This is a genomic window from Bradyrhizobium sp. UFLA05-108, from assembly GCF_059803455.1.
On sequence record NZ_JBANAZ010000117.1, the window covers coordinates 1 to 15,623 of the forward strand.

General features: G+C 64.3%; 17 protein-coding genes and 1 tRNA gene. 11 read left to right on the forward strand and 7 right to left on the reverse strand.

All coding sequences use genetic code 11. From position 1 onward, the window contains the following. Nucleotides 1-69: 69 nt before the first annotated feature. From SO140_RS43735 to SO140_RS43755, 5 genes are all read right to left on the reverse strand, one after another. The gene (locus SO140_RS43735; protein WP_449384233.1) at nucleotides 70-537 is read right to left on the reverse strand and encodes a hypothetical protein; all 468 of its coding nucleotides are present in this window, start codon (nucleotides 535-537) and stop codon (nucleotides 70-72) included. Between the two features lie 114 nt (nucleotides 538-651). After that, nucleotides 652-1,044, reverse strand: a complete 393-nt coding sequence (locus tag SO140_RS43740; RefSeq protein WP_449384232.1) for an SRPBCC family protein — start codon at nucleotides 1,042-1,044, stop codon at nucleotides 652-654. A gap of 210 nt (nucleotides 1,045-1,254) precedes the next feature. After that, the gene (locus SO140_RS43745; protein WP_449384231.1) at nucleotides 1,255-1,614 is read right to left on the reverse strand and encodes a VOC family protein; all 360 of its coding nucleotides are present in this window, start codon (nucleotides 1,612-1,614) and stop codon (nucleotides 1,255-1,257) included. Nucleotides 1,615-1,669: 55 nt separating this feature from the next. Further along, a complete protein-coding gene (locus tag SO140_RS43750) occupies nucleotides 1,670-2,509 on the reverse strand; it encodes a helix-turn-helix transcriptional regulator (RefSeq protein ID WP_449384230.1) in 840 nt (279 codons plus the stop codon). Between the two features lie 96 nt (nucleotides 2,510-2,605). After that, a complete protein-coding gene (locus tag SO140_RS43755) occupies nucleotides 2,606-3,178 on the reverse strand; it encodes a methylated-DNA--[protein]-cysteine S-methyltransferase (RefSeq protein ID WP_449384229.1) in 573 nt (190 codons plus the stop codon). A 172-nt stretch (nucleotides 3,179-3,350) separates the two neighbouring features. Between SO140_RS43755 and SO140_RS43760 the strand changes: the two genes are divergently transcribed. Together SO140_RS43760 and SO140_RS43765 are read left to right on the forward strand one after the other, a co-directional pair. After that, a tRNA-Gly gene (locus tag SO140_RS43760) sits at nucleotides 3,351-3,424 on the forward strand. 30 nt (nucleotides 3,425-3,454) lie between these two features. Continuing rightward, nucleotides 3,455-3,718, forward strand: a complete 264-nt coding sequence (locus SO140_RS43765; protein ID WP_474804075.1) for a YbhB/YbcL family Raf kinase inhibitor-like protein — start codon at nucleotides 3,455-3,457, stop codon at nucleotides 3,716-3,718. A 42-nt stretch (nucleotides 3,719-3,760) separates the two neighbouring features. Here SO140_RS43765 and SO140_RS43770 read toward each other — a convergent pair whose 3' ends face one another. After that, the gene (locus SO140_RS43770) at nucleotides 3,761-4,753 is read right to left on the reverse strand and encodes an alpha/beta fold hydrolase (RefSeq protein WP_449384227.1); all 993 of its coding nucleotides are present in this window, start codon (nucleotides 4,751-4,753) and stop codon (nucleotides 3,761-3,763) included. 174 nt (nucleotides 4,754-4,927) lie between these two features. On the opposite strand from SO140_RS43770, the gene SO140_RS43775 reads away from it, so the two are divergent. The 9 genes from SO140_RS43775 (at nucleotide 4,928) to SO140_RS43815 (ending at nucleotide 13,936) form a co-directional block, all read left to right on the forward strand. Continuing rightward, on the forward strand, nucleotides 4,928-5,509 hold the full coding sequence (locus tag SO140_RS43775) for a helix-turn-helix domain-containing protein (RefSeq protein ID WP_449384226.1): 582 nt from the start codon (nucleotides 4,928-4,930) through the stop codon (nucleotides 5,507-5,509). Nucleotides 5,510-5,564: 55 nt separating this feature from the next. Then, nucleotides 5,565-6,029: a GNAT family N-acetyltransferase gene (locus SO140_RS43780; protein ID WP_449384225.1), complete on the forward strand. Its 465-nt coding sequence runs from the start codon at nucleotides 5,565-5,567 to the stop codon at nucleotides 6,027-6,029. Between the two features lie 88 nt (nucleotides 6,030-6,117). Next, entirely contained in the window at nucleotides 6,118-7,170 is a 1,053-nt protein-coding gene (locus SO140_RS43785) for a LacI family DNA-binding transcriptional regulator (RefSeq protein WP_449384224.1), read from the forward strand. 181 nt (nucleotides 7,171-7,351) lie between these two features. Further along, nucleotides 7,352-8,809, forward strand: coding sequence for a xylulokinase (gene xylB / locus SO140_RS43790; protein ID WP_449384223.1), 1,458 nt, complete (start codon nucleotides 7,352-7,354; stop codon nucleotides 8,807-8,809). After that, entirely contained in the window at nucleotides 8,806-10,128 is a 1,323-nt protein-coding gene (gene xylA / locus SO140_RS43795; protein ID WP_449384222.1) for a xylose isomerase, read from the forward strand. Before xylB ends, xylA begins: the two co-directional genes overlap by 4 nt. A 12-nt stretch (nucleotides 10,129-10,140) precedes the next feature. After that, nucleotides 10,141-10,905, forward strand: coding sequence for an ATP-binding cassette domain-containing protein (locus tag SO140_RS43800; RefSeq protein WP_449384221.1), 765 nt, complete (start codon nucleotides 10,141-10,143; stop codon nucleotides 10,903-10,905). Then, entirely contained in the window at nucleotides 10,905-11,975 is a 1,071-nt protein-coding gene (locus SO140_RS43805; RefSeq protein ID WP_449384220.1) for an ABC transporter permease, read from the forward strand. The genes SO140_RS43800 and SO140_RS43805 overlap by 1 nt, the downstream gene beginning before the upstream one ends. Before the next feature lie 91 nt (nucleotides 11,976-12,066). Further along, nucleotides 12,067-12,999: a sugar-binding protein gene (locus SO140_RS43810; protein WP_449384219.1), complete on the forward strand. Its 933-nt coding sequence runs from the start codon at nucleotides 12,067-12,069 to the stop codon at nucleotides 12,997-12,999. A gap of 94 nt (nucleotides 13,000-13,093) precedes the next feature. Then, entirely contained in the window at nucleotides 13,094-13,936 is an 843-nt protein-coding gene (locus tag SO140_RS43815) for an amidohydrolase family protein (protein ID WP_449384234.1), read from the forward strand. A 131-nt stretch (nucleotides 13,937-14,067) separates the two neighbouring features. Here the strand turns inward: SO140_RS43815 and SO140_RS43820 are convergent, their stop codons facing one another. Beyond that, nucleotides 14,068-15,387 (reverse strand): DUF1214 domain-containing protein, encoded by a 1,320-nt coding sequence (locus SO140_RS43820; RefSeq protein WP_474804083.1) that lies wholly within the window; start codon nucleotides 15,385-15,387, stop codon nucleotides 14,068-14,070. Nucleotides 15,388-15,623: the final 236 nt, after the last annotated feature.

A 15,623-nucleotide genomic window follows, 5' to 3' on the forward strand; every position in this document is an offset into this window, starting at 1 on the left:
CTCGCGTTGAATCTCCTTCAATATGCGATTCTCACCCAGCTTGGTCCGTGGATTTCTGACTCAGTAAGATTAGTGGCGCCTGTGACGGCGATGGCCGCCACCGCCGATATTCGCGAGCCGCATCAATTGCGGGATCATCGCCATCATGTCGCCGGCGCCCGAACCGCCGAGCATGCCCATGATGTCGCCGCCACCCATGCCCATGCCGCCTATGCCCATGCCGCCCATTGGCGCGTAGCCGCCGAAGCCGCTGCCGCCAAAACTGCCTCCGCCCATCATGCCGCCAAAACCGCCGCCGTTCTCCATCATGCGGCTCATCATCGGGCCCATGGTCTGCATCAGCATGGCGAAGCGACGCTTGCCCATCTTCGCCTTCATCATCTCCAGCATCGGTGCCATCTGGGTCATCATGTCCTGACCGCCGGCGCCTCCGCCGCCACCGAGACCTGCGAACTGCGCGCGGGCCGGCGTGCTCGTGATGGAAAACAGTAGCAGCACGGCGGCTGCCTGGCAGATGACCTTGTCAGCACCTCTCATTGCTAGCTCCCTGCATGCGTGGCGCCGCCGGGAGAGCGGAGCCAAACGGACGCATGGGGCCATTGTTAGAGCCGACGCGGCGAGGGCTCTGTGAAAATCGTCACAGAGGAACCGCTAGCCCTGGAATGCTCTATGCATGGCGTGCACGGCCTCTTTCGTCTGTCCCTGGACGTAGGGCGCGAGCTCGTTCGGCAGCATGTCGATGATCCAGACCAGCCGGCATTTTGCGTCACCCTCGGCGATCACCTGCACCGAGGCGCTGTAGTGCTTCAGCCGCTCGTTGCTGATCGCATAGACCAGCCGCTGCCGCGCCTCATCACAATCGACCAGCACCTCGCGCGCGACCGAGCCATTGGAGAAAGTGACGATGCGTGCATCGCCATCGAGCCGGCACGCCGTGACGAAGCCCGGCACGAGACGCGCGTGCACGGCACCGAAATCGCGCACCGCGTCCCACACTTTGTGGGCGGGAGCGTTGAGAGGCACGTCGTTGTGGATGGAGGCCATGGGTGAGTCCTTTTGATTAGGAAAGACGAGCCATAAGGCCGTCATCGCAATGACGCGCCTTGGGCACGCGCATGCTGTACTCTCAGGTGTCATCGCCCGACTTGATCGGGCGATCCAGTATTCCAGAGACGGGCATCGAGAAGTCGCGGCGTACTGGATGCCCCGGTCAAGCCGGAGCATGACAGTGTGTGTGGCGCGTTGGTTGCCTCCTCACGTACACACCGCCTCGACATTGTTGCCGTCAGGGTCGATCAAGAACGCCGCGTAGTAGGTCGGGCCGTAGTCCTTTCGCGGCCCGGCGCCACCATTGTCGCGGCCGCCGGATTTCAGGCCTTCGCTGTGGAATTTCTTCACGGCGTCGTGGTCTTTCGCCCGAAACGCAATGTGGGCGCCGTCGGCCTTGCGTCCCTTGTTCAGATGCAGCCAGAGCGCCGGCTCGCCCTTGGGCCCGAAGCCGGCATAACCGTCGCCGCTCGAGCACAGGACAAAGCCGAGGGGGCTGAGCGCCGCGGTATAGAACCGCGTGCTGGCATCGAGATCGGCAACGCGCAATCCGATGTGGTCATACATGATCGTCTCCATTCCAAATACGCACGCGTGGCGGCGCTGTCGGAGACGACCCTACTCAGTTGAGGGCGAGCTGCTCTTGGAAAATCTTGCGCATCCCGCGCGAGGCCTGGCGAAACTTCGTCGGCGATACGCCGGCGGCGCGGTGGAAGGTGCGGATGAAGTTGGAGAGATCGCCAAAGCCAACGTCATAGGCGATGTCGGTGACCGCGATGTCATCATCGCTCAGGAGGCGTGCGGCGTGCCGCAGCCGCGAGCGCACGAGATATTGATGCGGGGTGACGCCGAGCACGTCCCTGAACAGGCGCAGGAAGTGGAACGGGCTAAGACCAGCCTGCCGCGCGGCGTCGTCGAGGTCGATATCCTCGCCTGAATTCTCGTCGATCCACAGCGCACTCTCCACCGCGCGGCGGCGGTCACGCGCCGTCGGGACGACCTGTTTGTGCGGCTTGCCCGATACCACCTCGACGAAGCGGCCCGCAAAGATCTGGCCGATCTCGTCGATGCCAAGGTCGCTGTTGCCATCTGCCGCCGTCTGGGCCAGCTCGCCCAGCACCATCAGCTCGGGCAGCGGCGGTGCGGCGCCGACCTGCCACACCTCGCGCCGTCCGCCTATCGCTTCGACGAGACCGTCACCGATGAAGAACGACAGGCACTCGTCGCCGCTGACATGCTCGTGCGTGCAGGTGTATTCCTCGCCGGGATGGCCGACCAGCACCGAGCCCGCCACCAGCTCGAAGAAGCCGGCCCGGCAATGGCAGCCGAAGCTGCCTTTGCGGACATAGGCGAGCGAATGGCCGGTGCGGTATTCAGCAAACGGCTTGTCGTCCGGTCCCGCATCGCAGCGAAACCGCGACACCGTCATCGAAGGCGTCGTCTTCAGCGTGGTCGCTTCCATCCAACCTATCTAGGCATGATCCGGAAAGTGTGTAGCGGTTTTCCGATAAGATCTTGCCCCAAAAAGAAAACTAAAAGCGCGATCACAATCGCGCTTTTAGCTGACCCGCGGCGGAGCAACGGGCAGCAGGACCTCGAACAGCGTCTTGCTGGCGGTTGGATGGGCGCCTTCGAGCGAGAGCAGCCGGCGTTTTGAGATCACCCCGCCGTAAGGCGAGATTCGGTCGGCGTGGTTCCCGACCTCGAGCACGCGGTGGCACGGCACGATGATCATGAAGGGGTTTTTGCCGATCGCCTGCGCTACCGAATGCGACGCGCCGGACGCGCCCAGCGCCTTGGCGATCTCGCCATAGGTGCGGGTCTCCCCACGCGGGATTGCGCGCGCGAAGTCATAGACGCGCCGGTTGAAGGGCGGCACGCCGCTCATGTCGAGACTGATGGGGAGATCGGCGACATCGCCATGCAGGAACGCCGCAACAGCCTCGATCGCAAGCTCAGTGCTTTCAGTCGGCCGCTGCTCACGCGCCTCCGGATGGGCCTGGAAAATCCGGCGGCGGGTGTCGATCTCCCGCACATCAGGCAATTGCACGGCAACGATCCCGACCTGGCTCCAGACTATGCCGCAGCGGCCAATCGCCGTGTCAAATATCGCGTATGAACGCCCCACCATGTGCACGCCCCACTCATGCACGCCTTAGCCCGGACGGGGATCATAACACCGCCACAATCCAGCGCACCTGGATTCTTGCCAGGACGTTAAGAAGCGTGAGGGCAGAGGCGCCAAAGCGCTTGGCGCGAGACGCCGTCTCGGCTAATCAGGAGGGCGCAGACCATGCGTCTCCGCGGGCGTAGTTCAATGGTAGAACGGCAGCTTCCCAAGCTGCATACGAGGGTTCGATTCCCTTCGCCCGCTCCATGCTCTGAAATTTCAATTCCCGTAGCCCGGATGGAGCGAAGCGCAATCCGGGGCTATCACCGAACGAGCAAAACCCTGGATTTCGCTCCGCTCCATGCGGAATACGATAGCTATGGCGGTCCATGTCCGCCGCCGGGCAGCAAGCCGCATCGTTATCAGATCACGGTGTTTGCCCTCGATGTCGAGCGATTGCCGAAAGCGACGGACGCCTCGGCATCGCCCGTGCAGATCGAGTCCGACATCCGCGCGCGCACACTCGCCAAGGTGACCCTCACCGGCCGCTATGGGCGCTGATGCGATCCAGCTATCGCCGGTCCGGCGCGCAACGGCCGCGCGTCAGCTCGGCAGGCTGCGCAAGAACCCGATCATCGCCGCATTCACCTCGTCCGGCCGTTCCTGCTGGGTCCAGTGGCCGCAGCCGGGCAGCATCTGGATGTCGCGGAGCAGCGGCACCGATTGTTTCATGTTGGCGAGATGCTCGGCGGCTCCGGGGAAGGCGATCACCATGTCGTGGTCGCCGGCCATGAAGAGCGTTGGCACGGTGACCTTCACGCCTTCGAAGGCGGCCATCAGCTCCCAGTTGCGGTCGACGTTGCGATAGTAATTGAGGGGGCCACGAAATCCGCTGCGGGCGAACTCGGCCGCATAGAAATCGAGGTCGCCCGCGCTGAGCCATGACGGCAGCGGCACCGGGACGCTCGGCAATAGGCCGCCTGCGCGCGACACCATGCCGACGCCGACGGTCTTGCCGGCGCTCGCTGCCCTGGCGCGGATCGCGGCGGCGCCTTCGCCCGATGCGCCATAGAGCATCGCACCGAGCGTTTTCCGCGGATCCCGTTCGAATTCCGCCTCGGCGACGCCGGGCTCCTGGAAATACAGTTGATAGAACTGCGCCTCCGCCGTCTGCGGCATCAGGCTTGTCGGCGGCGCCGGACTGCGCGGGCGGAACGGCACGCTGAGAATGGCGGCTGCACGGAAACGATCCGGCCGCAGGCGCGCGGTGTGCCAGGCAATCGTCGCACCCCAATCGTGCCCGACGATCACGGCCGTGGGTGCTTCAAGCACATCCAGCAATCCGACGAGGTCGCCGACGAGATGGAAGATCGTGTACTGATCGATCGCCTCCGGTCGGTCACTCTTGCCGTAGCCGCGCATGTCGGGCGCGACGGCATGGAAGCCGGCGGCGGCCAATGCCGCGAGTTGGTGGCGCCAGGAGTACCAGCTCTCCGGAAAGCCGTGGCAGAGCAGGACGAGCGGCCCTTCGCCCTGTTCGGCGACATTGAGATTGATGCCTTTGGTCCTGATCATCCGCTGCGTTGGCTGGCTCATGTCATTGCCTCCCACGGGTGCTCGGTCGACCGATACATCCTAGCCGGGCGTTCGGGGCCGGCCAAGATTCTAATATATTGGTCTCTCGATCCCGGCGTTCGCCGCGCGCCGCGCTAAGCTCCCCCTTGCCTTGGGGGTGCGGTCCGTTGCCAGGCAATATTCGGATGAGGAGCCATGGACCAGCAGAAGCTCGACCGCGCGATCGGTCGCCGATTGAAGACATTGAGGACGCAAGCCGGCCTGACCCTGAACGAACTCGCCGCGCGCTCCGGCGTCAGCCGCGCGATGATCGGGCGGGTCGAGCGTGCGCAGAGCAGCGCCACGGCGGGGCTGCTCAACAAGCTCTGCGCCGCCCTCGATGTCTCCTTGAGCGACGTCGTCGCACTCGCGGAGAAGCCGCCGGAGCGGCTGGTGCGGCTCGCCGACCAGCCGCAATGGCGCGATCCCGAGAGCGGCTATCGCCGCCGTCACGCCTCGCCGGCTGATGCTGCCTCCGGCATCGAGACTATCGTCGTCGACCTTCCGGCCGGCGCGCGCGTGTCCTACAGCCCGTGGGGCCGTAACGCCTTCACGCAGCAGCTCCTGATGCTGGAGGGGGCGATCTGCGTCCATATCGACGCCAAAGCGTTGCGGCTGCGCGAGGGCGATTGCCTCGACTTCGACGTCATGCGCGCGGTGACATTCGAGAATGAAAGCCGGCAGGATGCGCGCTACGTCATCGTCGTCCGGCGCGGCACAAGCTACGGAAAAACCTGATGCCGCTGCGTGTTCATGCTGAAGCGTGGCCAGACCGTCAAAAAAGAGAAGTGACATGCAGATCCGTACCGGCGACACCAATGATCCGCGCGTCATCGCGCTGCTCGACTATCACAGGACCAGCGCGGCGGCGCAGACGGCGCCGGGCAGTGCGCATGCGCTCGATCTGTCCGGCCTGCGTGCGCCGGACGTCGCGTTCTGGACCGGCTGGGATGATGAGACGCTGGTCGCCACCGGCGCACTGAAGACGCTCGCGGCCGATCATGGCGAGGTGAAGTCGATGCATACGCTCCAGACCGCGCGCCGGCGCGGTTTTGGCGCACTCATGCTCAGCCATATCATCGCCGAGGCGCGCTCCCGCGGTATGGCACGGCTGAGCCTCGAAACCGGGTCGTGGGATTATTTCAAGCCCGCACACGCGCTCTACCGTGCCCACGGCTTCGTCGATTGCGGTCCGTTCGAAGGCTATGTCACGGATCGCAACAGCCTGTTCCTGACGCTCGACCTGACCGGACGCTGAGCCGCGGCGCGGGCGGAAGCTGGCCGTCCCCAGTCTGCCCCTCAAAATGAGTTGCGTACCTCAGAAAACCTCTGCTAGCCTTCAGCTCATGAAGCAGGACGCGCCCGCCGCGCTGACATTGAGGGACATCGCCCGCCAGGCTGGCGTCAGCCTCGCCACGGTCGATCGCGTCCTGCACAACCGGCCCGGCGTGCGGCCGGATACGGTCCGGCGCGTCAAGGAGGCGATCGAGCGCAATTCCTTCCAGCCGCATGTGGCCGCGGCCGAGCTCGCCCGGGGCCGAGCCCGGCGCTTCGCCTTCGTGATGCCGTCGGGGCCGAACCTGTTCATGCAGCAGATCCAGTCCTATCTCGGCGAGATGACGGCCTGGCTCTCGGCGCGCCGTCTGGCAGTCGAGATGGTCGCGACCGACGTGTTCGACGCCTCCGTGCTTGCATCTTCGCTCGAGGCTCTCGTCGGCACCTATGACGGCATCGCCGTGGTGGCGCTCGATCATCCCGGCGTGCGAGCAGCGATCAACGATCTCGTCGATGGCGGCGCCAAGGTGGTGACGCTGGTCTCCGACGTGCCGTCGTCGCGGCGCCACCACTATGTCGGCATCGATAACATCGCCGCCGGGCGCACCGCGGGCGCGCTGGTCGGCCGGCTCGTGGGCCCAAGATCCGATTTAAGCTCCGGCAAGGTCGCGATCGTCGCGGGCTCACAGGGCCTGCGCGACCACGCCGAGCGCATCTTCGGCTTCAACCAGGTGATAGCCTCGGAGTTTGTAGAGCTAAGTGTGCTGCCGGTGCTGGAGGGGCGCGACGAGGATGAGCGCTCCTGGCAGCTATTGGCGCGGCTGCTTGCCAAACATCCTGATATCGTCGGCCTCTATAATGTCGGCGCCGGCACGCAAGGCGTTGCCAGGGCGCTGATTGAGTCCGGCCGCGACAAGCAGATCGTGTTCGTCGGGCACGACGTCACGGTCCTGACGCGCAAGCTGCTGCTACAGGGCGTGATGGATGCTGCGATCTCGCAGAACCCCGGGCACGAGGCGCGCGCCGCCGTGCGCGTGCTGCTGGCGTTGGCGCGCGGCGAGCCGATCTTGAGCGAACAGGAGAAGATCCGCATCGACATCGTGATGCGGGACAATTTGCCCTAAAGCATGATCCGGAAAAGTGTGAAGCGGTTTTCCGAAAGATCATGCGCAAACGACAACTAAAGCGCGATGACGATTCATCCTAATCTCATCGCGCTTTAGCCGGCAGGACGGATGTGAGAGGACGGCCCGTGCGGGACAGGCGACAGAGATCGCCAGCCGGGCCGGAGAGGGAGGACGAGACGTGTTTCTCGGAATCGACATCGGCACGTCCGGTGTGAAAGCGGTGCTCGTGAGCGAAGCCGGCGCGATCGTCGCGACGGCCGCGCGCGAGCTTGCGCTGTCGCATCCCGCGCCGCTGTGGTCCGAGCAGGATCCGGACGCGTGGGTCGAGGCCGCGATCGGCGCGGTCGACGATCTCGCCGCCAGCTACCGCAGCGAGGTCGCGCAGGTGCGCGGCATCGGTCTCTCAGGCCAGATGCATGGGGCGACGCTGCTCGGCGATGACGGCCGCCCACTGCGCCCGGCCATACTCTGGAACGACGGCCGCTCGCATGCCGAATGCGCCAAGCTGGAGCGGCGCTGCCCGTCGCTGCATGCGATCGCAGGCAATCTGGCGATGCCCGGCTTCACCGCGCCAAAACTCTTGTGGGTCGCTGGACACGAGCCCGAGATCTTCAGGCGCGTCGCAAAAGTGCTGCTGCCGAAGGCCTATGTGCGCTACCGCCTGACCAGTGAGATGGTCGAGGACATGTCGGATGCCGCCGGCACGCTGTGGCTCGATGTCGGCCAGCGCCGCTGGTCCCCACTTCTGCTGCACGCCACGGGCCTCGATCTGCATCACATGCCGCGCCTTGTCGAAGGCAGCGAGGTCAGTGCGGTGCTCGCGCCGGAATATGCAACGCGCTGGGGCATGGCGAAGAATGTGGTGGTCGCAGGCGGCGCCGGCGATAACGCGGCGAGCGCGATCGGGCTCGGCGCGATCGCGCCCGGCGATGCCTTCCTGTCGCTCGGCACCTCCGGCGTCATCTTCCGTGTCACCGACCGGTTTGCGCCGGCGCCGGCCTCCGCCGTGCACGCGTTCTGCCACGCGCTTCCCGGCCTCTGGCACCAGATGGGCGTGATGCTCTCGGCCGCCGCCTCGCTCGCCTGGCTCTCGAACGTGATGGCGACGCCGGCGGCGGCGCTGCTCGCGCCGCTCGACGAGAGCGTCGACGGGCCGAGCCCGATCAAGTTCCTGCCCTACCTCGATGGCGAGCGCACGCCGCACAATGATGCTGCGGCGAGCGGCGCCTTCGTGGGCCTGCGCGGCGCGTGCGGACGGGATCAGATCGTTCAGGCCGTGCTCGAAGGCGTCGCCTTCGCCGCGCGCGACAATCTCGCCGCGCTCGGCAGTGCGAGCTCGGTGATTTCGGAGGTCGATCTCGTCGGCGGCGGATCGCGCTCGGCATTGTGGGCGCAGATCTGCGCCGACGTGCTCGGCATTCCCGTCCACCGCGTCGAGGAAGGCGAGGTCGGTGCTGCACTCGGCGCGGCGCGGCTCGGCAGCCTTGCCGCCACCGGCGAAGAGCCCGCGCAAGTCTGCACCCGTCCGCGGCGCCTCGCGACCTACACGCCGCGCGCGTCGACTGCTGCCGCCTATGACGACGCCTATCATCAGTGGCGAAAACTGTATCCCGCGCTGAAGGAGCTCTCCCTGTGAACGCATCTGCAAATTTCTTCGGTGCGACCGCGCCGGTCGCCTATGGCGGCACGAACGCCAAGAGCCCGCTCGCGTTCCGCTGGTACGACAAGGACCGCATCGTCCACGGCCGCAGGCTGGAGGACCATTTGCGCTTTGCCGTCTGCTACTGGCATTCGTTCTGCTGGCCGGGCGGCGATCCCTTCGGCGGCGAGACGTTCTTGCGGCCATGGCATCACGGGAGCGATGCCATGGCGATGGCGCGCGCCAAGGCCGATACCGCCTTCGAGCTGTTTCGTCTGCTGGATGTGCCCTTCTTCACCTTCCACGATGTCGATGCGGCGCCGGAAGGAGCCTCGCTCGCCGAGTCCGTCGCGAACCTCAATGCGATTGCGGACCTGTTCGAACAGAAGATGGCTTCCGCCAAGGTGCGCCTGCTCTGGGGCACGGCCAATCTGTTCACGCACCGCCGCTACATGGCAGGCGCCGCGACCAATCCGGATCCCGAGGTCTTCACCTATGCCGCCGGACAAGTGCGCGCCGCGCTCGAGGTCACGCACCGGCTCGGCGGCCAGAATTACGTGCTGTGGGGAGGGCGCGAGGGCTACGAGACGCTGCTCAACACCGATATCGGACGCGAGCTCGACCAGCTCGGCCGCTTCGTCTCCCTGGTCGTCGAGCACAAGCACAAGATCGGCTTCAAGGGCCCGATCCTGATCGAGCCCAAGCCGAAGGAGCCGACCAAGCACCAATACGATTTCGACGTCGCCACCTGCTACGGCTTCCTCCAGCGCTATGACCTGCTCCAGGACGTCAAGCTCAACATCGAGCAGAACCACGCCATCCTCGCCGGCCATTCGTTCCAGCACGAGGTCGCGCTCGCCGAAGCCCTTGGCGTGTTCGGTTCGCTCGACATCAACCGCGGCGACGATCTGCTTGGCTGGGACACCGACCAGTTCGCGATGAACGTGGGCGAGCTGGCGCTGGTGTTCCACGAGATGCTGAACCGCGGCGGCTTCACCACGGGCGGTCTCAATTTCGACGCCAAGATCAGGCGGCAATCCATCGACCCAGACGATCTGATCCACGCCCATGTCGGCTCGATGGATGCCTGCGCGCGGGCCTTTCTCGCGGCGGCCGACATGCTAGATGCGAGCGCGCTCACGGTGCCGCTCGCCGAGCGCTACCAGGGCTGGGCCGGAGCTGAGGGCCGCGCCATCCTTGCCGGCCAGCGTTCGCTCGCCGATCTCGCCGATCGCGCGCTCGCCCCCGGCTTCGATCCGCAGCCGCGGTCGGGCCGTCAGGAATATCTGGAATCCCTGGTCAACCGGTACGTCTGAGCGAGGCTGCTGATGACAAGCGTTGAAGCAACACGGCAGCCGGTCCTCGAACTGACCGGGATCGGCAAGGAGTTCGGTGCCATCCGCGCGCTGCACGACGTCGAGATGAAGGTCTATCCGGGCGAGGTGGTCGGCCTGATGGGCGACAACGGCGCCGGCAAGTCGACGCTGGTGAAAATCATCGCCGGCAATTTCCGTCCCAGCCACGGCGAGATCCGCTTCGACGGCAATGCGGTGCATTTCTATCGGCCGATCGACGCCCGCGCCGTCGGCATCGAGGTGGTCTACCAGGACCTCGCGCTCGCCGACAATCTGACCGCGGCCGCGAACGTCTTTCTCGGCCGCGAGCTCAAGCGCAAATTCGGCCCCATCTCGCTGCTCGACCACAAGGCAATGGCGGCGCGCGCGCTGGACTTGTTCGGCGAGTTGCGCTCGGAGACGCGGCCGCATGATCTCGTCAAGCAGATGTCAGGCGGCCAGCGCCAGGCGGTCGCGATCGCGCGGACGCGACTGTCCAATGCAAAGCTGGTGATGATGGACGAGCCGACCGCCGCGATCTCGGTGCGCCAGGTCGAGCAGGTGCTGAGCCTGATCCACCGCCTGAAGGAACAAGGCGTCGCCGTGATGCTGATCTCCCACCGCATGCCCGACGTGTTCGCGGTCTGCGACCGCGTCGTCGTCATGCGCCGTGGCGAGAAGCGTGCGGACAAGGCGATCCACGATACCAGTCCCGAGGAAGTCACCGCCCTCATCACCGGCGCGAAGGAGGCGGCGTAATGGCCATCCAGATCGAATCCCCGATCACCTTCACCAATGTCGGCAAGTCCAGATGGTGGCAGCGCGGTCTGTTTGCGACGCAGACGGGCTACGTCCTGCTCGCGCTCCTGGTGCTGCTCGCCATCATGCATTTCGCCAGCCCCTATTTCTTCACCGAGGGCAACATGCAGAATGTGGCGAAGAACTTCTCCTTCATCGCCATCGCGACCCTCGGAATCACCTTCGTCATCATCACCGGGGGTATCGACCTCTCGGTCGGCTCGATGATGTGCTTTTCCGCGATGATCACTTCCATGGTCATGACGGAGCTGTCGGCGCCGGGATCGATGTTCGTCCACCTGGCCGCGGACGGCAAGACGGTGCTTGCCAACGTGCCGGGGTTGATCCTCGTGATCTCCGTGTTGGCGGGGCTGGCCGTTGCGCTGGTCGTCGGGCTCATCAACGGCTTCTGCATCGCGACGCTGGGGCTGTCGCCGTTCGTCACGACGCTCGGCATGCTCTCGATCGTGCGTGGTCTCGCCTATGTCGTCTCCAACGGCCGCGGCAGCTTTCCGGGCGGCCCGGACGCCGACTATTTCTACGCGCTCACCTCGGGCGACCTGTTCGGCGTGCCCGCGCCGTTCATTTACCTCGTGATCCTCGCTCTCGTTATGGCGGTGGTGCTGCACCACACCACCTTCGGTCGTCACGTCTTCGCGCTCGGCGGCAACGAGAAGGCGGCCGAATTGACCGGCATCTCGGTCGTACGCGTGAAGATCGAGGTCTACGTGATCTGCGCGCTCGCCGCAGGGCTTCAGGGCATCATCATCTCCGGCTGGCTTGGATCGGCGCCGGCGAACATGGCGACGTCCTACGAGCTCAATGTGATCGCGGCCGCCGTCATCGGGGGTGCCAATCTCGCCGGCGGCATCGGCGGTCCGTTAGGGGCCATCGTCGGCTGCGTGCTGCTCGAGGTGATCCGCAACGGACTCGTGCTCGCGCAGGTCAACTCCTACTGGCAGCAGACGCTGGTCGGCGTGATCATCATCCTGGCCGTGCTGGTGGACCGCATCCGCTCGCGCATGGCCTGAGAAGAGTTACTCCGGGAGGGCAACGAATGCATCGTCTATCCGCCTTCCGGAGTTTTCAAAAGGATAGGCATAAAAGTGTGGAGGGAACGTAATGAGAAAGCTACTACTCGCCGGCATGGCCATCGCGATGATGGCGACCCCGGCGTTTGCCCAGACCTACAAGTTCGCGGTCGTGCCCAAGGCGATGAACAATCCGTTCTTCGACGTCGCCCGCGACGGCTGCATGAAGCGCGCCAAGGAGCTCGGCAACGTCGAATGCATCTACAAGGGGCCGATCGAGCACGAGCCGGCGACGCAGGCGCAGATCATCCAGGACTTCATCACCCAGAAGGTGGACGGGTTGGCGATCTCGGTTGCCGACGTCGCGGCGATGACCAAGTCGATCGAGGCCGCGGCTGCGGCCGGCATTCCCGTCATCACCTTTGACGCGGATGCGCCGGGCTCCAAGCGCATCGCCTATATCGGCACCAACAACAAGGACTTCGGCCTGGCGCTCGGCAAGCAATTGCTCCAGCTCCGACCCGAGGGCGGCAAATATGCCATGGTCTCCGGCGGTCCGGGCGCGAAGAACCTGGCCGAGCGCGTCGATGGCGTCCGCGAGGCGCTCAAGGGCTCCAAATGGGTCGAGGTCGCGGGCTCGCCGACCTTCTGCAACGACGACTCCACGCTGGCGGTCCAGCAGATGGCCGATCTGCGCACCGCGACGCCCGACCTCGCCGCGATCGTGCCGGTCGGCGGCTGGCCGATGTTCGCGCCGGAAGGCTTCAAGGCTTTCGTCAACAAGAACAAGAAGGACATCGATGCCGGCAAGCTGACGCTGGTCGTCGCCGATACGCTCAAGATGCAGCTTGAGCTCCTGCGCGACGGCTATTCCAACGCGCTCACCGGCCAGCGCCCGTTCGAGATGGGCGAGAAGTCCATGGACACGCTGCTTGCCATCAAGAAGGGCCAGAAGGTGCCGGAGATCGTCTACACCGGTCTCGATCTTGTGACGAAGGATAACGTCGCGCAGATGTTGAAGTAGGAACGTTCGCCAGCCCCGGCGTTCCCGCGCTTCTCTCCCGCCCGCGTCCACGCAGGCGGGAGAGGCTACGGCAATGATGGGTGGAGGATGAATGATGGCGATCGACGGGCATCAGCATTTCTGGGACCCCGCGCGGGCCGACTATCCCTGGATGGCGGCGGCCGAGCTCGCACCGATCCGCCGCGCCTTCGGCCCCACCGATCTCGCGCCGCTCCTGAAACAGAATGGCATCGATGCGAGCATTTTGGTGCAGTGCCGCTCTTCCGTCGCGGAGACCGAGGAGTTTTTGCACATCGCCGCCGCGACGTCTTTCGTCGCTGGCGTCGTCGGCTGGGTCGATCTGACCGACGCGGCGGTCGGCGCAACGCTCGACCGGCTGCGCGCCGCGCCGGCGGGCGACAGGCTGGTCGGCATTCGCCACCAGGTCCATGACGAGTCCGATCCCGACTGGCTGCTGCGCGAGGACGCGCAGCGAGGTCTTGCGGCGGTATTCGCGCGTGATCTCACCTACGATCTCCTGGTTCGCACCCGTGAGCTGCCGGCCGCAATCGCGACGGCGCAGGCGTTTCCGCAAGCGCGTTTCGTGCTCGACCATGCTGCCAAGCCGCCGATCGCTGAAGGTTTCAGCCGCGACTGGGCCGACCGCATCGCTGCGCTCGCGGACTGCGGCAATGTCTGGTGCAAGATCTCCGGCCTTGCGACGGAGGCCCGTTGGAACGACTGGGACGCAGAGCGACTTTTTCCTTACGTCGAGCACGCCGCCAAATGCTTCGGCGAGGATCGGCTGATCTTCGGCTCGGACTGGCCCGTGTGCCTGCTCGCGGGAAGCTATGGCGAGATCAAGAACGCGCTCGATGATTGCCTGACGAAGCTGGGCGGGCAGGTGAGAGAGAAGGCGTTCGGAGCGAATGCGCAGCGGGCGTATAGCCTGGCCTGACTGACTTAAATAACGGCGCAAGCGCTCTGGCCCTGTGCTCTCGGCGCGCTGCGCGGCCTTCCTGCGCCCTGCCCCGACGCCTTTCGAGGTCGAGCCAATGCGTGCGATCGATCGACGTATTCTTGTGCTTTCTAATTGGAGGCTTTGATCATCGGCGGCGGAAAGTAGGTCCCGTTCGCTACTCCATCAATCGGACCATAAAATCGGAACGTCAGCCGGTACACCAACCCCTTCGGCGTTGGAAGCCAATTTCCGTCAGGCGCATTTGTTGGCTTTTCGTCAGCGAAGTACAGGGTAAGTGAGCCGTCGCTGTTGTACTGCGGTTTGGTCTCTCGGTTGAGCAGGTATCGTTTCGTGGGGTTTGGCAGAACTCGAAAGTGAGTAGTGTCTACTGCAATGACCGACCAGAAGTATTTTGCGAAGGACTGCGGAAGCTGATCCTTCGAAAATGTGAGCGTGTAGGAATTATCGCCAGAGAGCTTAACGCCTGCGGCGTCGGTGCTGGCGCGATAATAAAGCACTTCGGGCATAGTGTTTGCCCAGATGCCGCCGTAGGTTATTAGCGTGCGCGCAATATAGTCGGTGTTGTAGTTTCCGACCACGGCCGGTCGTGCCCAACCATTCTGGATGACGCCATGTCCGATGGGTGGACCGTACTTCGCGAACTCTGCGTAGGCTTGCTCGCGAACCACTTTCGCCATGCGCTCGCGCTCGGCGGGCTCTTTGATGGCTTGCTGGATGATGCGGGCATTTGCTGCGTAACGCTCCAGACCGGGATTGAGGTCGGGCTCGCTGTCCAGTGCAGCATCGGCAAAGTCGAAGGCTTCGACGCCCGGCAGCCTTTCGAGGTCAAATACCGGAGTTTTCGGTATCTCGGGTAGCTTCGGCGAGCCAGAGGCTCGGAAATTAAACTGTAGCTGTAGTCGGACGGCCTCGCTCCAATCGTCTCCCAATTCTACGCGCAGCAATACGCGCGAATACCTCACCGGCAGGTCAATCCGCTTCACTTGCGGGGAAAGCTCGACTTTCGATCCCCTCAAACAGATCGCGAATTCGCCGTCAGGCTTATTCGGAAAGAGGCGTTCATTGATATTGGCGAGAGTTTCGTCCCATCCGTTTAGGAATTGGACCGTGTAGTACCGTCCCACAATCTTAGGCACGGTCACAATCGTGCAGCTATTCTCGGCGGTCGCTACCCAAGCTTCCGAGTACGCCACATCGAGATTTGGATTTGGCCAATCCACCGAGCCGGGCTTTCGGTGCACCAGTTCGTTCCACTTGAAACCTTCCTGAAAGTCGAGTTGCTGCTGTCGCAATACTAAGAGGCGGGTGAAAAGATACACCCAAGCATCGGCGACATCCTGATCCGATACGCGGCTCTGTGCAAAAGTCTGATAGGGCTGGACCAAGCAACAGGCCAAAATCGCGAACACCGAGAGAAGCTTTCGCATCGGTGCCACCCTCTAGGTCTTGTGGAACGTTAGGTTAAGCCGACAACTGAAAGATAACAAATTTCGCCTCTGGGCCAAAGTGGTTGCAGTTACAGGGAGGCGATGCGTCCTACTCAATGTCCGCTGTGCCCCAATTCGGCATCGCTGCGAAATGACGGCGATGGGCCGATTCCGTTGAAAAAGGGCGGCAGTAATCCGATGTATTGGCGTCAGCGGCGATGCGGCCGAGCGGCTGT